Raw genomic sequence first — 19,250 nt, 5'->3', positions numbered from 1 at the left:
CGCGGCCATGATGGCTCACGCGCCTGCCAGGAGCGTCTCTCGCAGCATGGCCAGGGCTTTGCTGGGGCGGTTCAGATGCGTCCGGCTCCAGATCTCAACCACCCGCAGCAGCCGGCGCCACACGGCTGGGGGGCCCATCAGCGCACCGTCGCGGCGCCGGGGCAGTTCGGCCCGGGTCAGTCGCTGCAGCAGAGCCAGTTCGGAGGGATTTAGCTGAATCGCTGCCCCAGGCTGCTCATCAATCGCAAAGCCGTCCTGCGGCAGCAGGCTGCAGCGCCAGTCCCACTGCCCCAGCGGAGGGTCCAGGGGATTTCCCGTGATGCAGCAGGTCTGCAACGGCAGTCCATAGCCGCCCAGGGTGAGCAGATGGATGCAGGCCTGGACCGTGCCGGCCAGCACTAGCTCCGGGTCGGCTCGGTGCTCCTCCAGGCGTTCGAGGTGCAGTTGCATCGTGTCCAGCAGCCCGTCCACGGGGTCCTGGGCGGCCAGTTGAAGGCACAGATCACACAGCGCCTGCGCCGCAGCCAGGGTTTCCAGCTGTTGCCCGAGGCCGGAAAAACTGCGCAACACCCGCAGTTGTCGCACCCGGGCAAGGCCGCTTCGTCCTCCCACCTGGAGTTCCAGCAGGGTGAGGGGGGCCGCGGCGGCCAGACTGCTCTTGGGTCGGCGTGCTCCGGGAACGGCGAAGCGACTGACGCCCTCCGCATCACTGAGCAGGCTCAGCAGGCGGTCGTGTTCGCCGAGTGGGCCCACCTTGAGGGCGAGTCCGGTGAGGCGTCGTTCTGCCATTCAGGCCGCGGGGCGGCGCTGGGCCTGCAGAAGAGTCGGCGCGCTGCTGGTGCCCAGCAGATCCGCCCCCGCCAACAGCAGCTCTCCAGCGTGGCTGAGGCTGTGGATGCCCCCGGCTGCCTTGATGGCGCAGCGTTTGCGGATCAACTGTTTCAACGCAAGGATCTGATCGGCATGGCAGGCCGGGCCAAAGCCGTTGCTGGTCTGCAGTCCCGCAGCGCCAGCATCAATGGCGGCCTCCACGGCCAGTTCCAGCTGTTCGCTCTCCAGACGGGCCATGTCCAGGACGGCCCGCACGGGAAGCCCCAGTTCGCAGAGGGTGGCAAGTTCCTCGGCAAATGCGCCTGACTCGCCGTTCGCCAAGGCGCTGAAATCGGGAACGACATCGAGCTCCTGGGCGCCATGGGCGGCACACCACTCCGCTTCCGCCAGCTTGAGCTCAGCGGGAATGGCTCCGAAGGGAAAGCCGATGGCCGCCACCAGGCGAGGGCCTGCGTCGGTGGTCCCGATGCGGTCCCGCAGCAGCGGCAGCTGACGCGGTGTGGTGCAGATGGCCCGCACGCCCTCATGCATTCCGGAATCACAGAGGGCTTGAAGCTGGTCCCGGGTCAGCAGGGGGTCGAGGATCGCCTGATCAAGCCGGGGGAGTAGGTCGGGGAGTTCTTGGGCTGGATCAGCCATGGCGGGCCGGGAGGTCACTCACGAGCCTGAATTACCCCATACCCACCGTGGTTGCGTCGGTAGATCACCTGCAGCTGATCGCTCTCCTTCTCCCGGAACAGGTAAAAGTCGTGGTCGATCAGATCCAGCTGACGGCGTGCCTCCTCCAGGCCCATGGGCGGCATGGCGAAATATTTGCGCCGCACCCCTGGATCAGGCAGCTCAGCCTCTCGCCCTTGCAGAAGGGAGGCTTCAACGGGGGATGCGTCGTTGACCACATCCGTGCTGGGGGTGTGACTGGCGCTGTGGCCGTGGCTGTGGTGGTGATCGCTGTGGCGTTCCTTCCAGCGACGCAGTTGGCGGGCCAGTTTTCCGGCGGCCAGATCAATGCTGGCGTACAGGTTTTCACTGCGTTCCTGGGCGCGGATCACCGTGCCGTTGGCAAAGACCGTCACCTCGGCGGTCTGCTGCGGCACCCGGGGATTGCGGGCCACGGAGAGATGGACGTCGGCCTCGCGAACAGCATCACCGAAGTGCGATGTGGCCCGCTCCAATTTGGTTTGGGTGTAATCCCGCAACGCCGGCGTGATCTCGAGGTTGCGACCATGGATCAGCAACTTCATGCCGCACTCCTGTGCCGGTTGTTATCGGCAAGCTAGATACGCAGCACGATTCGGCCCACCCCCAGCGTGCATTTCTTTTCGAGCCCGGTGATCCGGTTCGATTCGATGCCGCCTGGTCGGCGCAACAGCGCTGGCAGAGCACTCTTCTTGCTGATCCATCGGCTCCGGAGGCGGTCTGGATCCTGCAGCACCAGACCTGTTACACCCTTGGCCGTGGTGCCAGCGAGGAGCACCTGCATTTCGATCCCGCTGACCCACCGGCACCCCTGTATCGGATCGATCGGGGCGGGGAGGTGACCCATCACCTGCCCGGCCAACTGGTGGCCTACCCGGTGTTGGACCTTCAGCGCCGCACGCCCGATTTGCACTGGTATCTGCGTCAGTTGGAACAAGTCGTTCTGGATGTTCTGGCGGAGTTGGGCCTGGAGGGTCAGCGTCTGCCGGGGTTGACCGGCCTCTGGTTGGACAACCGCAAGGTTGCCGCCATCGGTGTGGGCTGTCGCCGCTGGATCACCCAGCACGGCCTGGCCCTCAACGTTGATTGCTCGATGCAGGGGTTTGAGCGAGTCACCCCCTGTGGGCTCACCGGTCGGGCGGTCGGGCGGCTTGCGGACTGGTTGCCAGGGCTGACGTCGGCTGAGGTGCAGCCGTTGCTGCGGCAAGCCCTGGCCCATCGTTTCGGTCTGGTCTGGGAGGAGGAAGCGAGATAGACCTGAGCTGTTTGAACCCCTGCCTCGGATGACGGCCAGCTGGAGCCCGACAACCCGTGAAACGGACGCATTGCAGCGTCATGCCCATGTTCAGAAGTTGCAGAGGGTCGATGCGGTGTGGCCCTGGCTCGCCGACCGCCATGGGCTGATTGCCGCCGTCGATGCGCCCCATGTGGCGCATCCCGAACGCTTCAATTTCGGCGAACTGGCGGAGCGCATCGCCACCGCTGCCGCCGCCTTCCGGCGCCATGGCGTGAAGGATGGGGATGTGGTGGCTCTGTTTGCTGAGAACAGCCCCCGCTGGCTGGTGGCGGATCAGGGCCTGATGCGTGCCGGTGCCGCTGATGCCGTGCGCGGTGCCTCGGCCCCGGTGGAGGAGCTGCGCTACATCCTTTCGGATTGCCGGGCAACGGCCCTGGTGGTGCAGAACGCTGATGTGTGGCGTCGTCTGGCCCTTCCCCCAGAGCAAAGGGCTCAGCTCCGTTTCGTGCTTCAGCTGGAAGGGGAGCCTGCCGAGGGCGCCATGGGCTGGGAGGCGTTTCTGGCGTCAGGGGCCGGCCTTGATCCCGTTGCCCCGGCGGGGGGGAGAGACGCCGTGGCCACTGTTCTGTACACCTCGGGTACGACCGGCCAACCCAAAGGGGTCCCGTTGACCCACGCCAATCTGCTGCATCAGATGAGCTCACTGGCCTGTGTGGCCTATCCCGATCCCGGTGCTCCGGTGCTGAGTGTGTTGCCCATCTGGCATGCCTACGAGCGCAGTGCCAGCTACTTCTTCCTCTCCTGCGCCTGCACGCAGACCTACACAACCATCAAGCAACTCAAGAAGGATCTGCCGCGGGTCCGGCCGATCGCGATGGCCACCGTGCCGCGGCTGTGGGAAGCGGTGCAGGCTGGATTTGAGGATGTGCTCAAGACCTTCCCCCCCTCCCGGCAGCGCCTGCTGCGGGCGGCCTTGGCCAACAGCGCTGCCCAGCGCAAAGCCGTGCGCAGGGCGCGCAACCTCCTGCTGGAACCGGTGTCAGCCTCCGGCCTGCTGCGTGCCTGCGGCTCCGCGGCCCTGCGCTGGCCCCTGCATGCCCTGGCCTCAACCTTGATCTGGCCGAAGCTGCGTCGCCAGCTCAGTGGCGGTCAGCTCGCCTATCCGATCAGTGGTGGCGGTGCCATCGCGCCCCACATCGATGCTTTTTTTGAAGCCGTGGGGATTGAGCTGCTGGTGGGCTACGGCCTCACCGAAACCAGCCCTGTGGTGAGCTGCCGCAGGCCCTGGCGCAACATCCGCGGCAGCTCTGGGCTGCCGATGCCCCAGACCGAATTCCGGATCGTCGATCCCGAGAGCGGCCAGCCCCTGGGCTTCCGGCAACGGGGGCGGGTGATGGTGCGGGGCCCCCAGGTGATGGCGGGCTACCTCGGCAAACCCGAGGCCAGCGCCAAGGTTCTCGATGCCGCGGGATGGTTTGACACCGGCGATCTCGGCATGCTCCTGCCGGATGGTTCGGTGGCCCTCACAGGCCGGGCCAAGGACACGATTGTGTTGAGCAGTGGCGAGAACATCGAGCCCGGCCCCCTGGAAGAGGCCCTGGTGGCCAGCCCCCTGATCGAGCAGGTGATGCTGGTGGGTCAGGACGAACGCCAGCTCGGTGGCCTAATCGTTCCCCGTGCTGAGGCGATCGTGGCCTGGGCGGCTGAAGCCGGCGTGAGCGTGGCGCAGGATCTGGGCGGCCAGCCCGGTGATCCGGCCCTGCTTCGTTTGTTGATGCGCGAATGCAACCGCTTGCTCAAGCAGCGGTCGGGTTCCCGGGGTGATGAACGGCTGGCCGGGGTGGTGCTTGTGGATCCCTTCAGCATTGAGAACGGACTCCTGACCCAGACCCTGAAGCAGCGCCGTGATCGCATCACCAGCCGCGATCAGCAGTTGATCGATGGCCTTTACGGACGTTGACCGCGCCTGACGAGGCTTGGGGGGTGGTCGGTTGTCCGGTGATTGACCCCACGTGAAAGGGCTGACACGCTTTGGCCGTCTCCCAAGAACCCATGTCCGACGGCACCTTCCTGACGATCAAGCGTCCGATCACCGTCCGCGCCGTCGTGACGCCCACCTGGAAAGAAGAAGCAGAGCGCGAGCTCAGCAATGGCATTGCCACCGCTGACCAACAGCTGGCTCAGCTGGAACAGGAAGGCCAGGACGTGGTGGACCAGGTGCGTCGTCAGAGCGCCAACCCCCTTGATCCCCGCGTGCAGGATCAGGTGGCGCAGATCCAACAGCAGGTGGCGGCCAAGCGCGCCGAGCTGGAGGAGCAGAAGCGCAACCTGCTCCAGCAGCAGGCCCAGGTGCGTGAGCTGGAGATGGACCAGATCGTTGAGCAGGGTCAGCTGGAGAGCAGCTGTGAGCTGAAGGTCGGCGACAACCTGGTGCAGAAGATGCAGGTGGCCATCGTTGTGAAGGATGGCGTTGTGCAGTCGATTGAGGAAGCCTGATCGGCTGGCCTCTGCTGACTCGTAAACTCCCCTGATCTGCCCTCCCGGAGACGGTTTTGGCGACCACAGACATCTTCATGCCTGCCCTCAGCTCCACCATGACGGAGGGGAAGATCGTAGAGTGGCTGAAACAGCCCGGAGACAAGGTGGCTCGGGGCGAGTCGGTCCTTGTTGTTGAGTCCGATAAAGCGGACATGGACGTTGAGTCGTTCCAGGACGGCTACCTCGCTGCGGTCCTGATGCCTGCTGGCAGCACGGCACCGGTGGGCGAAACCATCGGTCTGATTGTCGAAACTGAAGCTGAGATTGCTGACGCGCAGGCCAAGGCCCCCAGCGCTCCTGCTGCGGCGCCTGCCCCGGCCCCAGCTCCGGCTCCCACACCAGCCGCGGTCCAGGTTCCCGCACCCACACCGGCTCCGGCTCCAACCCCTGTCGCCGCTCCTGCTCCCTCGGCACCGGTGGTGAACGACGGTCGCATCGTGGCCAGCCCCCGGGCCAAGAAGCTGGCCTCCCAGATGGGTGTGGATTTGGCCACCGTGCGCGGCAGCGGCCCCCATGGCCGGATTCAGGCGGAAGACGTGGAGCAAGCCTCCGGTCAGCCCATCTCCGTGCCCCGGGTGGCGGAAGGAACGGCCCCCGCTGCTTCCGCGGCTGGCGCTGCAGCAGCAGCGGCCCCAGCAGCACCGGCGGGCAACAGCTTTGGTCGGCCCGGCGAGACCGTGGCCTTCAACACCCTCCAGGGTGCGGTGAACAAAAACATGGAGGCGAGCCTGGCGGTTCCCTGCTTCCGCGTTGGTTACACCATCACCACCGACAAGCTGGATGCCTTCTACAAACAGGTGAAGCCCAAGGGCGTCACGATGACGGCGCTGCTGGCCAAGGCTGTGGCCGTCACCCTGGCGCGTCACCCCCAGGTGAATGCCGCCACCACCGCCGCTGGGATGGCCTACCCGGCCGATGTGAACGTGGCTGTCGCCGTGGCCATGGAAGACGGTGGCTTGATCACGCCGGTGCTGCGCAATGCCGATCGCACCGATCTGTATGAGATGTCGCGTCAGTGGGGTGATCTGGTCAAGCGCTCCCGCAGCAAGCAGCTGCAGCCGGAGGAGTATTCCACCGGCACCTTCACCCTCTCCAACCTCGGCATGTTCGGTGTTGATCGCTTTGACGCGATCCTTCCCCCAGGCACCGGGGCCATTCTCGCCGTCGCCGCATCACGCCCCACGGTGGTGGCGAACAAGGACGGATCCATCGCCGTCAAGCGTCAGATGCAGGTGAACCTGACGGCGGACCACCGGGTGATTTATGGCGCCGATGGCGCCGCATTCCTGAAGGATCTTGCCGATCTGATCGAGAACCGTCCAGAAAGCCTGGCGCTCTGATCGGTCGCCCGCGTGCCTGACCCCAGGGACCTGCAACTCAGCAGCTACGACTACCCGCTGCCGCCTGAGCGCATCGCTCAGGCACCGGTCGAGCCCCGCCATAGCGCTCGCTTGTTGATGGTTCCCCCTGAGGGGGAGCCCTCAACGGATGCCGCTCACGGCCAGGTGTGGGATCTGCTCGAGCAGCTGCAGCCTGGTGACCTGCTGGTGGTGAACGACACCCGGGTGTTGAAAGCCCGTCTGGCGGTGCGGCGTTCTGGGGGTGGGCTGTCTGAGTTGCTGGTGCTGGAGCCGCGGGGGGAGGGCCGCTGGCTGTGTCTGGCCCGTCCTGCCAAGCGCATGCGGCCCGGCGACAGCCTCACGATTGATGGCACTTCGATCAGCCTGACGGTGCTTGCAGAAGACCCCGCCAGTGGTGGACGGGTGGTGCAGTTCCCCAGTGATTGCAGGGATGCCGAAACCATTGAGGGTTTGCTCAATGACGTGGGCGAGGTGCCTCTACCGCCCTACATCGAACGGCACGACCCCAGCGACAGCCAGCGTTATCAGACCCGTTACGCCGATCGCCCTGGTGCGGTGGCGGCCCCAACGGCGGGGTTGCACTTCAGTGATGAACTGCTGGAGGGCTTGCAGCAGAAAGGGGTGGATCTGGCCCGGATCACCCTGCATGTGGGCCTCGGCACCTTTCGCCCCGTTGAAACGGAAGACCTCACCGCCCTGGAGTTGCACAGTGAATGGGTTGATGTCAGCCCTGCTGTGGTGGAGGCGGTGCAGGCTTGTCGAGGCCGGGTGATTGCGGTGGGCACCACAAGTGTTCGTGCCCTGGAGGGGGCTGCTCAAGCCCACGGCGGTGTTCTCAAGCCCTACACCGGGCCTGTGGATCTGGTGATTCAGCCGGGCTACCAGTTCAAGGTGATTCAAGCCCTGCTCACCAACTTCCATCTGCCCAAAAGCTCTCTGCTGCTGTTGGTGAGTGCCCTGATCGGCCGGGAAACCCTCTTGAAGCTCTACGCCGAAGCGATTGAGAGGAGCTACCGCTTCTTCTCCTACGGCGATGCCATGTGGATTGATGCAGCGGCGGTGCAGCCCCAGGCCCGCCCACCGGCACGCTGAGGTCTTAAGGGTTCACCGTGAGGCCATAAAAAAAGCCCCGTCAGTGACGGGGCCAAGGCTTCTGGTGGAGCCAGCTCAGACAGCCACCGGTTGCTCGATGATGCCGGTCGGCACTTCAGCGAACATCACCGAGGAGAGGTAACGCTCGGCCAGGTCGGGCAGCACCACCACGATGGTTTTGCCGGCGTACTCATCTTTTTCGGCCAGACGAATGGCCGCTGCAGCGGCGGCACCGCAGGAGATGCCCACCAACAGTCCTTCCTCCTGGGCCAGGCGCAGGGCCATGGCAACGGACTCCTCGTTGGTCACCTGCTCCACCTTGTCGACCACGGAGAGGTCGAGGTTTTTGGGGATGAAGCCGGCACCGATGCCCTGGATTTTGTGGGGACCGGGTTTGACCGCCTCACCGTTCATGGTCTGGGTGATCACCGGGCTGTTGGTCGGTTCAACGGCCACGGATTCGATCGCCTTGCCCGCTTCATTCTTGATGTAACGGGAGACGCCGGTGATGGTGCCACCGGTGCCGACGCCGGCCACGAGCACGTCAATGGCTCCATCGCAGTCGTTCCAGATTTCAGGACCGGTGGTCTTGAAGTGGATTTCGGGGTTGGCGGGATTGTCGAACTGGCCGGGCATGAAGTACTTGGCCGGATCGCTTTCAGCGATTTCCTTGGCCTTGGCGATCGCACCGGGCATGCCTTTGGCGGCCTCGGTGAGGATCAGCTCAGCCCCGAGCACGGCCATGACCCGACGCCGCTCGATCGACATCGACTCGGGCATCGTCAGGATCAGCTTGTAACCGCGGGCCGCGGCGGTGAAGGCCAGAGCGATGCCGGTGTTGCCGGATGTGGGCTCAACAATCACCTTGCCCTTGGTGAGCTTTCCGCTCTTTTCTGCGTCCCAGATCATGTTGGCGCCGATCCGGCACTTGACGCTGTAAGCGGGGTTGCGCCCCTCAACCTTGGCCAGCACAGTGGCCTTGCAGTTTTTGGTGACGTTGTTCAGCTTGACCAGCGGGGTGTTGCCGATGGCCTGGCTGTTGTCGTCGTAAATGCGGGACATGGAGCTGCTGTAGAGGGGCCCGAAGAAAACAAACTAATGATCAAAAGCCTCTCCTCACCCGGTTGTTAAGGGCTTTTTCAGAGTCTCACCGGACTCTTCGTCAGCAAACGCTTGCTCAAATCGCATCCACAGTGCCTCGGGGTCTTCCAGACCAACGGACACCCGGAGCAGATCAGCCGGCACACCGCATTGCTCCGCCCAGCTCAGTTCGTCGTAGTGGGCCAGCTGGGTGTAAGGGCACACCAGGCTGAAATCGGTTCCAAGGCTGGGGCCTTTGCTGATCCGAAGCGCGTCGTAAACCCGTTTGGAGTGCTCTTGGCCTCCCTTCAGTTCAAACGAGAGCAGGCAGCCGTGGCCAGCTCCGCTGCGCATCAAGGCGCGGAAGTTGGGGCAGCTCTTTGGATGCAGCACCCGCTGCACGGCTGGATGGGCTTCGAGCCGTTCCGCCAGAAGCAGGGCGTTCGCATCGAGTTGCGGCACCCGCTGGAGCACATCCCGGCTGGCGATCTCCAGGGCGATGGCATCGGCATCGCTGAGCGGGGCAACCTCTGGAACCGCCGCCAGCAGGGAGGCCGCCCAGGGCGACTGCGGGCTCACCAGCACACTGCCCGCCATCACATCACCGCGGCCGGCGAAGCTCTTGGTGAGTGAGGTGAAGATCAGATCGGCGTAGGGCAGGGCATTGAGGTTGATGCCGGTGCCGATCGTGTCATCGGCAATCACTGGAATGCCGCGGCTGCGGGCCAGGGCCGACACGCCCGGCAGATCCATGCAGCGCAGCAGCGGATTGCTGGGCAGCTCCACAATCACGGCCGCCGGCTGGAGCTGATCCAGGACCGCTTCCACCTCGGTGAGGCTCTGCGGTTGCAGGAGCTCACCGCCGTGAAACACCACCTGCGGCTGCTTCAGCACATCCACATAGGGGAAGCCCAGCTGCAGCGTGGGCTTCCCCGGCCGCAGCGTCTGGATGGCGCAGAGGGCCGCATGCAGGCCGGCCATTCCCGCTGGATGCAGGCTGATCTGTTGGGGGTCGACGCCATGGATGCCAGCCAAGCGCTTTCGAATCAGCTCGCGGGCCGCGTCGCCGGATGTCCTGCTGGGGGATGTCTCTTTGCCCAGGGCGATGGCGGCCTGGCGGGAGGAGAGGCCCAGGCCGGTGTGCTGCCAGAACGCTTTGGCATGGGGGCTCGCCGCTGCATCACTGCGCAGGCAGGTCACCCCAGCAATGGCGATCAGCTCCGAGCGGCTCTTCGGTGCCTTGCGTTGGCAGTGGGCCAGGGCTGCCTGGGCTGCCGCTTCGGTGGGGTAAGGCCAGACCGTGCTGCCTGCAAGCTCCGAAGGCTGAACCAGTTGTCGGATCAGCGGATGCAGGCCGAAGCGGGGATAGATCGTCTGCAGGGCATCGCGGCAGGCCGGATCCTTCTCCTCGTAGGCGATCACATCGCACCAGCGCGGCAGCGCCACAGACACCGCATGGGGGGAGTCGGGCAGGGGATGGCCGAGATCAGAGCCCTGCCAGGCCGGATCGACAAGCAGATTGCGGGGACTCACGCCAGCAGCTCCAGGGCCTGGTCCAGATCGGCATGCAGATCGGCGAGGTCTTCGCAGCCCACGGAGAAGCGCACCAGGCCATCGTCGATGCCCAGTTTGGCCTTCACCTCAGCCGACACCGCGGCGTGGGTCATGGTGGCGGGGTGGCAGATCAGGCTTTCGATGCCGCCCAGGCTTTCGGCCATGGTGAACCAGCGCAGCTGTTTGCAGAGGGCATAGGTCTGCTTCTGGCTGGCGTTGAAGCTCACCGTCATGATGGCGCCACCGGCACGCATCTGACGGGTTGCCACCTGATGCTGCGGGTGATCGCTGCGGTGGGGGTAACGCACCCAGTTCACCTTCGCGTGCCCCGCCAGTTGATCGGCCAGGGCCGCGGCATTGGCCATCTGCTGCTTGAGCCGCAGCGGCAGGGTCTTGATGCCCCGCGTGATCAGCCAGCAATCAAAGGGGGAGGGCTGCAGGCCCAGGGCCTTCTGGGAGAACACCATTTTTTGGTGCCACTCAGGATCGTTGGTGCACACGGCTCCCCCGAGGGCATCGGAGTGGCCGTTGATGTACTTGGTCGTGCTGGTGAGTGAGAGGGTGGCGCCAAGCTCCAGGGGGCGCTGCACCAGGGCGGTGGCGAAGGTGTTGTCCACCACCACGGGGATGCCGAGGGGTTGGGTGATGGCGCAGACCGCCTGCAGGTCGATCACCTTGAGCAGAGGGTTGGTCGGGCTCTCCAGCCACACCATCGCCGGCTTCTGGGCTTGGATCTGCTCGAGTGCGGCTGGTTGGGTGAAGTCCACCCACGCGGTTTTCAGGCCGAACTTGGCGAACACCTGCTCGAATAGCCGCACGGTGCAGCCGTAGAGGTTCTCTTCGCAGAGCACCAGATCGCCCTGCTTCAGCTGGGAGACCACGGCGGTGATGGCGCTGACGCCGGAGGCGAACACGGTGGCGTGGGCGCAACCTTCAACCGAAGCGAGCACCCCATCAAGGATGCGGAAGTTGGGGTTGCCGGAACGGGTGTAATCAAATCCGCCGGCGTTGCCATGGGCAAAGGTGCTGGTGGGGAAGATCGGCGGCATCACCGTGCCGGTGTCTCCCGCAAAGCTGTCGCCGTGGTGGATCACCCGGGTGTTCAGGCCTGTGTTCACGGACGATCCATCGATTCGGACAGGCTAAGAAATCGCCTCTCCCATACCAATAAAAAACCCCCGCCGTACGGCGAGGGTTGATGACGATCGTTTGGGTTGAACCGGTGGATCAGTCGAGGTCGGGCATGCCGAGCACAGGCTCAGCTTTGCGGTCGATGCCTTTCTCGAAGCCAGCAGCAGCAGCGCGAGCGCGGCCGGCGTGCCAGAGGTGACCAACCAGGAAGAAGAAGGCAAGCACGAATTGCGTTGCACCCAGCCACTGGCGGAGGTTCACGTAGTTCACCGAGTTGGGCTCGGTGATGATGCCGCCAACGGAGTTGATCGAGGCGTTGGGAGCGTGGGTCATGTACTCAGCCGCTCGGCGCACTTGCCAGGGCTGAATGTCGTTCTGCAGCTTGTCGAGGCTGAGACCGTTGGGGCCACGCAGGGGCTCCAGCCAGGGACCACGGAAGTCCCAGAAGCGCATGGTTTCACCGCCGAAGATGATTTCACCGGTGGGTGAGCGCATCAGGTACTTACCAAGGCCGGTGGGGCCCATGGCGGAACCGATATTGGCGCCGAGGCGCTGGTCACGCACCAGGAAGGTGAAGCTCTGAGCCTGGGATGCCTCAGCGTTGGTGGGGCCCCAGAACTCGGAGGGATAAGCGGTGTTGTTGAACCAGATGTAGGCCGAAGCGATGAAGCTCATGAAGCTCAGAGCGCCAAGGCTGTAGCTCAGGTAGGCCTCACCGTTCCAGATGAAGGCGCGACGCACCCAGCCGAAGGGCTTGGTGATGGCGTGCCAGATGCCACCGAAGATCAGGGTCAGACCCAGCCAGATGTGGCCACCGATGATGTCCTCCATGGAGTTCACACCGATGATCCAGCCCTCGCCACCGAAAGGAGCGCGGAACAGGTAGCCGAAGATCACGCCCGGATCGAGGGTCGGGTTGGTGATCATGCGGACGTCACCGCCGCCGGGGGCCCAGGTGTCGTAGACGCCGCCGAAGAACATGGCCTTGAAGACCAGCAGCAGGCAGCCGACGCCCAGAAGGATGAGGTGATAACCAATGATGTTGGTCATCTGGTTCTTGTCACGCCAGTCCTGGGAGAAGAAGGAGGAATAGTTCTCCAGGATCTCAGGACCACGCAGGGCGTGATAAAGGCCGCCGAGGCCGAGCACGGCGGAGCTGATCAGGTGAAGGACACCGACCACGAAGAAGGGGAAGAGATCAGTGACCTCACCGCCGGGGCCCACGCCGTAGCCAAGGGTGGCGACGTGGGGCATGCAGATGAAGCCCTGCTCGTACATGGGCTTGTCGAAGGTGAAGTGGCTCACCTCGAACAGCATCATCGCGCCGGCCCAGAACACCATCAGACCAGCGTGGGCCACGTGGGCACCAAGCAGACGGCCGGACAGGTTGATCAGACGGGCGTTGCCGGACCACCAGGCATACCCGGTGGAGGGAAGGTCTTTGCCGCCAGTGGCGCCAAGACCGGGATTAGAGAGCGTTACCACGGGGCAGAACCTCTTCAGGGAAGACGAAGTTTTCGTGCGGCTGGTCAGCCGGTGCCATCCAGGCACGCAGACCTTCATTCAGAAGGATGTTCTTGGTGTAGAAGGTCTCGAATTCGGGATCTTCTGCAGCGCGGATTTCCTGTGACACGAAGTCATAGGCGCGCAGGTTGAGGGCCAGGCCGATGATGCCGATGGAGCTGGTCCACAGGCCCATCACAGGCACGAACAGCATGAAGAAGTGCAGCCAGCGCTTGTTGGAGAAGGCGATACCGAAGATCTGACTCCAGAAGCGGTTGGCGGTGACCATGGAATAGGTCTCTTCTTCCTGAGTGGGCTCGAACGCCTTGAAGGTGTTGGCCTGTTCACCGTCCTCAAACAGGGTGTTTTCCACGGTGGCGCCGTGAATGGCGCAGAGCAGTGCACCGCCGAGGATGCCGGCGACGCCCATCATGTGGAAGGGGTTCAGGGTCCAGTTGTGGAAGCCCTGGAGGAAGAGAAGGAAGCGGAAGATCGCAGCCACACCGAAGGAGGGCGCGAAGAACCAGCTGCTCTGGCCGAGGGGGTACATCAGGAAGACGCTGACGAACACCGCGATCGGACCGGAGAAGGCGATGGCGTTGTAGGGGCGGATGCCGACCAGACGAGCGATCTCGAACTGACGGAGCATGAAGCCAATCAGTGCGAAGGCGCCGTGCAGGGCCACGAAGGCCCAGAGGCCGCCGAGCTGACACCAGCGAACGAAGTCACCCTGGGCTTCAGGACCCCAGAGCAGCAGCAGGCTGTGACCCATCGCATCAGCGGGGGTGGACACAGCAGCGGTCAGGAAGTTGCAACCTTCCAGGTACGAGGAGGCAATGCCGTGGGTGTACCAGGAGGTGACAAAGGTGGTGCCTGTCAGCCAGCCACCGATGGCCAGGTAGGCCGTTGGGAGAAGAAGGATGCCGGACCAGCCGACAAAAACGAAGCGGTCGCGCTTGAGCCAGTCATCGAGGACGTCAAACCATCCCCGCTGTGGCGCGCGTCCTACAGCGATCGTCATGAGAGGTGAACGGTGCGTAAAGCCGCAGGCTGTGGGATACGCCGCGACCTTAACAATCTTCACGCGACCTGCGGGGCTGATTTGCGCGAGCTGAAACGCCCTGTATCGCTCTGTTTCTTAGGGATTTTTTCCTATTTCGTCGTCGGGGCCTTTCTGCGGTCACAATGGCGCTTCGTTCTGGCTGGGTCATGTCCGCAGCAGTGCTCGAGCAACCCGTGCTCGGCTCCCGTCGTCTCTCGAATTTTCTGGTGGCCTCGGCCGTCACGATTGGGGGCGTGGGCTTCCTTCTGGCTTCGCTCTCGAGCTACCTCGGTCGCGACCTGCTCCCCCTCGGACACCCCGCTGCGCTGGTGTTCGTGCCCCAGGGACTGGTGATGGGTTTGTACAGCCTGGCTGCGGCGTTGCTGGCCACGTACCTCTGGTACGTGATCGCCGTGAACGTTGGCGGCGGCAGCAATCGCTTCGATAAAGATGCCGGCGTGGTGACCATCAGCCGTCGTGGTTTCCGCAAACCCGTTCTGGTGGAAATCCCGCTCAAAGATGTCAAGGCGGTGAAGGTGGAGGTGCGCGATGGCTTTAATGCTCGCCGCCGCGTCGCCCTGAGAATCCAGGGACGCCGTGACATGCCGCTCACCCGCGTTGGTGAACCGCTTCCTCTGGCGCAGTTGGAGAAGGACGGTGCTGAACTGGCCCGCTTCCTGGGCGTCAACCTTGAGGGTCTTTGATCCGATGCGTCGTCTTCGTTCCTGGACGCTGTTGCTGCTCATCCCGTTGTTGGTGAGTTGCAGCCCTTCCCCGCGCGCTTCGGTGGTGACCGGTTGTGCCGATGCTCAGGCGGCCTGCCTGCAGGGCCTGGCCACCGTCACAATGCAGACGAGCCAGGGCGAGTTCACGATTGAAGTGAACGGCGATGCCGCTCCTCTCACCTCCGGCAATTTCATCGATCTGGTGCGGCGCGGCACCTACGACGGCACCATGTTCCACCGCGTTGTTCGCGAGCCCGTTCCCTTTGTGGTTCAGGGGGGCGATCCGCAATCCAGTGATCGATCGGTTCCCCTGGGGCAGCTCGGTACCGGCAGTTTTGTGGATCCCGACAGCGGCCAGGCGCGGATGATCCCGCTTGAGATCAAGTTCCGATCCGAGCCGCAGCCCCGCTACAGCAGGGTCAGCACCAATCCGGCAGAACTTGATGGCCTGGAGTTGACCCATGAGCGCGGAGCGGTGGCCATGGCCCGCTCCCAGGCTCCTGACTCCGCCAGCGCCCAGTTCTATGTGGCCTTGCGTCCCTTGCCGGAACTCGACGGTCGTTATGCCGTCTTCGGCCGTGTGGTGGATGGCATGGAGGTGGTGGATGCGATCCAGCAAGGAGATCGCATCACCAAGACTGTGATCACGCAGTAACTCAGGCCGGCACCCGGCTTTGGCTGGGAGACACCTTGAGCATTTCGGTGTTCACGCCTGAGGCCCGCTCCAGGGCCACCTTCCCGGTCCGGGCGATCTCGAGAATGCCGAAGGGAGCCATCAACCGTTCAAGGGCCACCAGCTTTCCGGGATCCCCCACCACTTCCAGGGTCAGGGCTTCATCGGCCACGTCCACAACCTTGGCCCTGAACACCTGAACGAGTTCGATCACGGCGCCCCGGGATGCTGCCGGTGCTGAAACTTTGAGCAGCATCAGCTCCCGCTCCACGGCCGGGCGTTGGGTCAGGTCGAGCACCTGAAGCACATTCACCAGCTTGTCCAGTTGTTTGGTCATCTGCTGGAGCGTCTGGTCGTCGCCCTCAACAACCATCGTCAGGCGCGATTGCCCTTCGGCCTCCGCTGGGCCGACAGCCAGGCTGTCGATGTTGAAGCCGCGTCGGGCGAAGAGTCCTGCGATCCGGCTGAGTGCGCCGGATTCGTCTTCAACCACCACCGAAAGGGTGTGTTTCATCGCCGCTGGTCGTCCCCTGCCGGTCTGGTCCTCCCAAGTTACGGTCCAGCCAGGGCAACAACACAGCCAGGAAGCGATCAGGCGCTTCGTCATGGGGGCAGTGGCCGCAGCGATCGAGCACCCTCAGCGCGAGTTCTGGGTGGCTGGCGGCCACGGATTCCCCAATGGCCAGGGGCACAAACCGATCCTGACGGCCCCAGATCAGCAGCATGGGCGCCCGCAGTTGCTCGAGCAGGGCTGGGGCGGTGGCGCCTCGGGGACGGATGGCCATGCCCAGGCTCATGCCCCGCAGGGCCCGGGCCGCTGTCGGGCGCCGGGCAGGACGGGCGATCAGCTGCAGCAGCTCCGGGTCGGATTGGATCGACTGCCAGTAGGCCCCCTGAAGTCCGGCTTTGAGCAGGCCCGTGCGCGCGATCAAGGGCACCACAAGTTCAAGCGGGAGCACGTGCAGCACCAGGGCGAGCAGGCGCCGCTGCCAACGCCGCCGCCAGGGCGCCCGTCGTTTCGGCAACGGTTGAATCAGGGCAGGGTCCGGTAGGGGCGCGGCGACCACCGCCCGCACCCGTTTCGGCGCCAGCACCGCCGCGGTGAGTGCGGTCAGACCCCCCAGGGAATTGCCGATCACCACTGCTGGCTCTTGCACCACCTGATCGAGGAAGGCGCATACCTGCAGGGCCCAGAGCCGGTTGTCCATCGGCCGCGCCGGCTGGGCGGATTGGCCGAAACCCAGCAGGTCCAGGCTGTAGACCCTCCAGCCCTGGTCAGCCAGGCGCGGCGCGCAGTGGCGCCAGTGTCCGCTGGCGGCGCCGAACCCGTGCAACAGCAGCAGGGCAGGGCCCCCTTCAGGGCCGCTGACCCGCCAGTGGCAGGGCCAGCCTCTCCACTGCCAGGTGCTCTGGGCCCCCCACTCGGCAGTCTGGACAGCAGCAGGCGGCACCCTTCTGACCTCAACCGATCATCACTATCGCGAAGGTTTGGCTCAGCTCAGCCTTGGCCCAGGCTTTTTCAGGCCTGAGTCGCGTCCGGCCCGGGACCTTTCGGTGTTGCTGGCCCGTCACCAGAGCCTCAACGCCACGCGGCCCCTGCGCTGGCTGGATCTCATGGCCGGTTGCGGGATTAGGGCCCTGCGCTGGGGGTTGGAGGCGCTGGCCAACCCGGCCGTTGAAACGGAGCTCTGGGTCAACGATGGGGATCCCGACCGGCTGCCGCTGATCCAGGCCAATGCGGCGGGACTCGGGTGTTCAAACCGGCTCACGGCTGAGGCTGCAGACCTGCTGCTGCACCGCTCGATTGTTGAGCGCCACTGGTTCGATTTCATCGACCTTGATGCCTTTGGTGCTCCTGGGCCTCTGATTCAGCCGGCCCTTCAGGCTCTGCGCTTCGACGGCCTGTTGTTCCTGGCCTCCACGGATGGTCGCTCCCCCACCGGCCACGACCGGCCGGGCGCCATCCGCAGCCTCGGGGCTGCCGCTCGCGCCCATCCCTCCAGCTGGGAAATGGCATTGCGGCAGCAGATCGGGCTGGTGGCGCGGCAGGCCTGGATGCTGGGCCGCGGACTGCAGCCGCTGTTTAGCTTCAGTGAAGGCCGCACCTTTCGCCTTGCCCTGCGCCTGCGGCGTCAGATCCCCGCGGGCGATGAACAGAAGCTGGGGCTGGTGGCCCGTTGTGAACGCTGCGGAGCCCAGCGGGTGCAGCCCCTGCTCAAGCTCAGCGGCTGGCCCGCCTGTGATTGCGTGGCTGGGCAGGGGCGCTGGAGCATCAGCGGCCCACTGTGGATCGGTCCCTTGCAGGAGCCGCAGTTGTTGCAGCAGCTGATTGCCGAGGCTCAACAGCTGGGGCGTCAGCAGATCAGCCCCGCCACCCTTCGATTGATGCAGCGCCTGCAGGCGGATCCCGGTGATCGCCCCACGGTCTGGCCCACTGATGAGCTGGTTCGACGGCTGGGCATCGGCGGACCACCAGCTCTGGGGCCATTGGTGCAGGCGCTTCAGGCGGCGGGTTATCGCGCCAGTGCCAGTGGCGTCATGCCGGGCCAGGTGCGAACAGATGCGGAATTACCGCAGCTGTTACAGATCTGCGCCAGCCTGCGGGGGGAAGGGATTTAAATGGGCGAGTGATCGCTTTGCCCAGACCATGGCTGCTGAGATTTTTGGAACTGCTGCGATCTTCTGGGTCTTGATTCCCGTCGGCCTCGCTGGTGGTGCTCTACTGCTGAAACTGCAAGGCGACGACTGAAGCAGTCGCTTTGGTACTAGGGCCATTAAGCTCCACCCTTCGTGAGGAAGGCGCCGATGCAAGTGCTTGTGGTGGGTGGCACCGGCACCCTGGGACGACAGATCGCCCGTCGTGCCCTTGATGCCGGTCACCAGGTGCGTTGCATGGTGCGGACCCCCCGCAAGGCTGCTTTTTTGCAGGAATGGGGCTGTGAGCTGACCCGGGGTGACCTGTTGGAGTCCGACAGCCTCGATTACGCCCTCGAGGGCATGGATGCCGTAATCGATGCATCCACCAGTCGCCCCAACGACCCCCGCAGCATCTACGAAACGGATTGGGACGGAAAACTCAATCTGCTCCGTGCCTGTGAGCGCGCAGAGGTGAAGCGTTTTGTCTTTCTCTCGCTGCTGGGCGCGCATCAGCACCGCCAGGTTCCCTTGATGGACATCAAGGCCTGCACGGAGAAGCTGCTGGAGTCGTCTGATTTCGACTACACGATCCTGCAGGGTGCCGCCTTCATGCAGGGGGTGATCAGTCAGTTCGCCATTCCCGTTCTGGAGAGCCAGACGGTGTGGGTCAGTGGCAGCCCCACGGCCATCGCCTACATGAACACCCAGGACATGGCCCGCTTCGCCGTTGCGGCGCTCGAGCGGGAGGAAACCGTGCGTGGCACCTACCCCGTTGTTGGCCCCAAGGCCTGGAACACCGGCGAACTGGTGCAGCTCTGTGAACGCTGCAGCGGCAAGACAGCCCGCGTGTTTCGTGTGCAGCCCGTCCTGATGAGCCTGATGCAGGGGGTGGCGTCCTTCTTCGAGCCTGCCGTCAACGTGGCGGAGCGCTTGGCTTTTGCTGAGGTCACCGGCAGCGGTCAGACCCTGGATGCCCCCATGCAGAACAGCTACGCCGCCTTCGGTCTTGATGCCTCGGAGACCACGGACATGGAGGGCTACATCGGTGAGTACTACGACACGATCCTGAAGCGCCTTCGCGAGATGGAAGCCGATCTCGACAAGGACGCGAAGAAAAAGCTGCCTTTCTGAACCTTGATCCCTCTTGGTT

General features: G+C 64.4%; 20 protein-coding genes. 10 read left to right on the top strand and 10 right to left on the bottom strand.

Features of this window, described 5'->3' with window-relative positions:
* Positions 1–15: 15 nt before the first annotated feature.
* Genes recO through hpf form a run of 3 tightly spaced genes read right to left on the bottom strand, consistent with a single transcriptional unit; the run spans position 16 to position 2,072 of the window.
* A complete protein-coding gene (gene recO, locus SynRS9907_RS10280; RefSeq protein WP_115080822.1) occupies positions 16–789 on the bottom strand; it encodes a DNA repair protein RecO in 774 nt (257 codons plus the stop codon).
* The gene (locus tag SynRS9907_RS10275) at positions 790–1,470 is read right to left on the bottom strand and encodes a 2-deoxyribose-5-phosphate aldolase (protein WP_188020933.1); all 681 of its coding nucleotides are present in this window, start codon (positions 1,468–1,470) and stop codon (positions 790–792) included.
* A 14-nt stretch (positions 1,471–1,484) separates the two neighbouring features.
* Positions 1,485–2,072, bottom strand: coding sequence for a ribosome hibernation-promoting factor, HPF/YfiA family (hpf, locus tag SynRS9907_RS10270; protein WP_011364962.1), 588 nt, complete (start codon positions 2,070–2,072; stop codon positions 1,485–1,487).
* Positions 2,073–2,083: 11 nt separating this feature from the next.
* Here hpf and lipB point away from each other — a divergent pair, with 11 nt between their 5' ends.
* The 5 genes from lipB to queA all read left to right on the top strand — a co-directional run bounded on the left by lipB (position 2,084) and on the right by queA (position 7,755).
* On the top strand, positions 2,084–2,782 hold the full coding sequence (gene lipB, locus SynRS9907_RS10265) for a lipoyl(octanoyl) transferase LipB (protein WP_188020932.1): 699 nt from the start codon (positions 2,084–2,086) through the stop codon (positions 2,780–2,782).
* A 28-nt stretch (positions 2,783–2,810) separates the two neighbouring features.
* Positions 2,811–4,724, top strand: coding sequence for an AMP-binding protein (locus tag SynRS9907_RS10260; RefSeq protein WP_188020931.1), 1,914 nt, complete (start codon positions 2,811–2,813; stop codon positions 4,722–4,724).
* A 92-nt stretch (positions 4,725–4,816) separates the two neighbouring features.
* The gene (locus tag SynRS9907_RS10255) at positions 4,817–5,260 is read left to right on the top strand and encodes a YlqD family protein (protein WP_188020930.1); all 444 of its coding nucleotides are present in this window, start codon (positions 4,817–4,819) and stop codon (positions 5,258–5,260) included.
* Between the two features lie 56 nt (positions 5,261–5,316).
* A complete protein-coding gene (locus SynRS9907_RS10250) occupies positions 5,317–6,642 on the top strand; it encodes a dihydrolipoamide acetyltransferase family protein (RefSeq protein WP_188020929.1) in 1,326 nt (441 codons plus the stop codon).
* 12 nt (positions 6,643–6,654) lie between these two features.
* Positions 6,655–7,755: a tRNA preQ1(34) S-adenosylmethionine ribosyltransferase-isomerase QueA gene (gene queA / locus SynRS9907_RS10245; protein WP_188020928.1), complete on the top strand. Its 1,101-nt coding sequence runs from the start codon at positions 6,655–6,657 to the stop codon at positions 7,753–7,755.
* 75 nt (positions 7,756–7,830) lie between these two features.
* Here queA and cysK read toward each other — a convergent pair whose 3' ends face one another.
* From cysK to psbD, 5 genes are all read right to left on the bottom strand, one after another.
* The gene (gene cysK, locus SynRS9907_RS10240) at positions 7,831–8,817 is read right to left on the bottom strand and encodes a cysteine synthase A (protein WP_188020927.1); all 987 of its coding nucleotides are present in this window, start codon (positions 8,815–8,817) and stop codon (positions 7,831–7,833) included.
* Positions 8,818–8,871: 54 nt separating this feature from the next.
* Positions 8,872–10,368 (bottom strand): PLP-dependent transferase, encoded by a 1,497-nt coding sequence (locus SynRS9907_RS10235; protein ID WP_188020926.1) that lies wholly within the window; start codon positions 10,366–10,368, stop codon positions 8,872–8,874.
* Positions 10,365–11,507, bottom strand: a complete 1,143-nt coding sequence (locus tag SynRS9907_RS10230; protein ID WP_188020925.1) for a PLP-dependent aspartate aminotransferase family protein — start codon at positions 11,505–11,507, stop codon at positions 10,365–10,367. The genes SynRS9907_RS10235 and SynRS9907_RS10230 overlap by 4 nt, the downstream gene beginning before the upstream one ends.
* Before the next feature lie 109 nt (positions 11,508–11,616).
* On the bottom strand, positions 11,617–13,005 hold the full coding sequence (gene psbC, locus SynRS9907_RS10225) for a photosystem II reaction center protein CP43 (protein WP_011364942.1): 1,389 nt from the start codon (positions 13,003–13,005) through the stop codon (positions 11,617–11,619).
* Complete coding sequence (gene psbD, locus SynRS9907_RS10220) at positions 12,989–14,044, bottom strand: photosystem II D2 protein (photosystem q(a) protein) (RefSeq protein WP_006851499.1); 1,056 nt, start codon at positions 14,042–14,044, stop codon at positions 12,989–12,991. The genes psbC and psbD overlap by 17 nt, the downstream gene beginning before the upstream one ends.
* Before the next feature lie 188 nt (positions 14,045–14,232).
* Here psbD and SynRS9907_RS10215 point away from each other — a divergent pair, with 188 nt between their 5' ends.
* Both SynRS9907_RS10215 and SynRS9907_RS10210 read left to right on the top strand, forming a co-directional pair.
* On the top strand, positions 14,233–14,769 hold the full coding sequence (locus SynRS9907_RS10215; protein WP_115009215.1) for a photosystem I assembly protein Ycf4: 537 nt from the start codon (positions 14,233–14,235) through the stop codon (positions 14,767–14,769).
* Between the two features lie 4 nt (positions 14,770–14,773).
* Positions 14,774–15,445, top strand: a complete 672-nt coding sequence (locus SynRS9907_RS10210) for a peptidylprolyl isomerase (protein ID WP_188020924.1) — start codon at positions 14,774–14,776, stop codon at positions 15,443–15,445.
* Position 15,446: 1 nt separating this feature from the next.
* Here the strand turns inward: SynRS9907_RS10210 and ilvN are convergent, their stop codons facing one another.
* Positions 15,447–15,977, bottom strand: a complete 531-nt coding sequence (gene ilvN, locus SynRS9907_RS10205; protein WP_011364939.1) for an acetolactate synthase small subunit — start codon at positions 15,975–15,977, stop codon at positions 15,447–15,449.
* Positions 15,949–16,914, bottom strand: coding sequence for an alpha/beta fold hydrolase (locus SynRS9907_RS10200; protein ID WP_188020923.1), 966 nt, complete (start codon positions 16,912–16,914; stop codon positions 15,949–15,951). Before SynRS9907_RS10200 ends, ilvN begins: the two co-directional genes overlap by 29 nt.
* 37 nt (positions 16,915–16,951) lie before the next feature.
* Between SynRS9907_RS10200 and SynRS9907_RS10195 the strand changes: the two genes are divergently transcribed.
* The 3 genes from SynRS9907_RS10195 to SynRS9907_RS10185 are packed head-to-tail and all read left to right on the top strand — an operon-like array spanning position 16,952 to position 19,231.
* Positions 16,952–18,082, top strand: coding sequence for a N2,N2-dimethylguanosine tRNA methyltransferase (locus tag SynRS9907_RS10195; RefSeq protein ID WP_188020922.1), 1,131 nt, complete (start codon positions 16,952–16,954; stop codon positions 18,080–18,082).
* Positions 18,083–18,110: 28 nt separating this feature from the next.
* Complete coding sequence (petM, locus tag SynRS9907_RS10190; protein ID WP_011364936.1) at positions 18,111–18,212, top strand: cytochrome b6-f complex subunit PetM; 102 nt, start codon at positions 18,111–18,113, stop codon at positions 18,210–18,212.
* 56 nt (positions 18,213–18,268) lie between these two features.
* Positions 18,269–19,231 (top strand): NAD(P)H-binding protein, encoded by a 963-nt coding sequence (locus tag SynRS9907_RS10185; protein ID WP_188020921.1) that lies wholly within the window; start codon positions 18,269–18,271, stop codon positions 19,229–19,231.
* The last annotated feature ends 19 nt before the right edge of the window (positions 19,232–19,250 follow it).

Source organism: Synechococcus sp. RS9907, from assembly GCF_014279615.1.
Lineage (GTDB): Bacteria > Cyanobacteriota > Cyanobacteriia > PCC-6307 > Cyanobiaceae > Parasynechococcus.
This window is presented reverse-complemented; position numbering and strand designations above follow the sequence as displayed.

Coding starts and splice junctions, on each gene's coding strand:
- recO (WP_115080822.1), bottom strand. CDS start 789: ATGGCAGAACGACGCCTCACCGGACTCGCCCTCAAGGTGGGCCCACTC.
- SynRS9907_RS10275 (WP_188020933.1), bottom strand. CDS start 1,470: ATGGCTGATCCAGCCCAAGAACTCCCCGACCTACTCCCCCGGCTTGAT.
- hpf (WP_011364962.1), bottom strand. CDS start 2,072: ATGAAGTTGCTGATCCATGGTCGCAACCTCGAGATCACGCCGGCGTTG.
- SynRS9907_RS10260 (WP_188020931.1), top strand. CDS start 2,811: ATGACGGCCAGCTGGAGCCCGACAACCCGTGAAACGGACGCATTGCAG.
- SynRS9907_RS10255 (WP_188020930.1), top strand. CDS start 4,817: ATGTCCGACGGCACCTTCCTGACGATCAAGCGTCCGATCACCGTCCGC.
- cysK (WP_188020927.1), bottom strand. CDS start 8,817: ATGTCCCGCATTTACGACGACAACAGCCAGGCCATCGGCAACACCCCG.
- psbD (WP_006851499.1), bottom strand. CDS start 14,044: ATGACGATCGCTGTAGGACGCGCGCCACAGCGGGGATGGTTTGACGTC.
- SynRS9907_RS10215 (WP_115009215.1), top strand. CDS start 14,233: ATGTCCGCAGCAGTGCTCGAGCAACCCGTGCTCGGCTCCCGTCGTCTC.
- SynRS9907_RS10210 (WP_188020924.1), top strand. CDS start 14,774: ATGCGTCGTCTTCGTTCCTGGACGCTGTTGCTGCTCATCCCGTTGTTG.
- ilvN (WP_011364939.1), bottom strand. CDS start 15,977: ATGAAACACACCCTTTCGGTGGTGGTTGAAGACGAATCCGGCGCACTC.
- petM (WP_011364936.1), top strand. CDS start 18,111: ATGGCTGCTGAGATTTTTGGAACTGCTGCGATCTTCTGGGTCTTGATT.
- SynRS9907_RS10185 (WP_188020921.1), top strand. CDS start 18,269: ATGCAAGTGCTTGTGGTGGGTGGCACCGGCACCCTGGGACGACAGATC.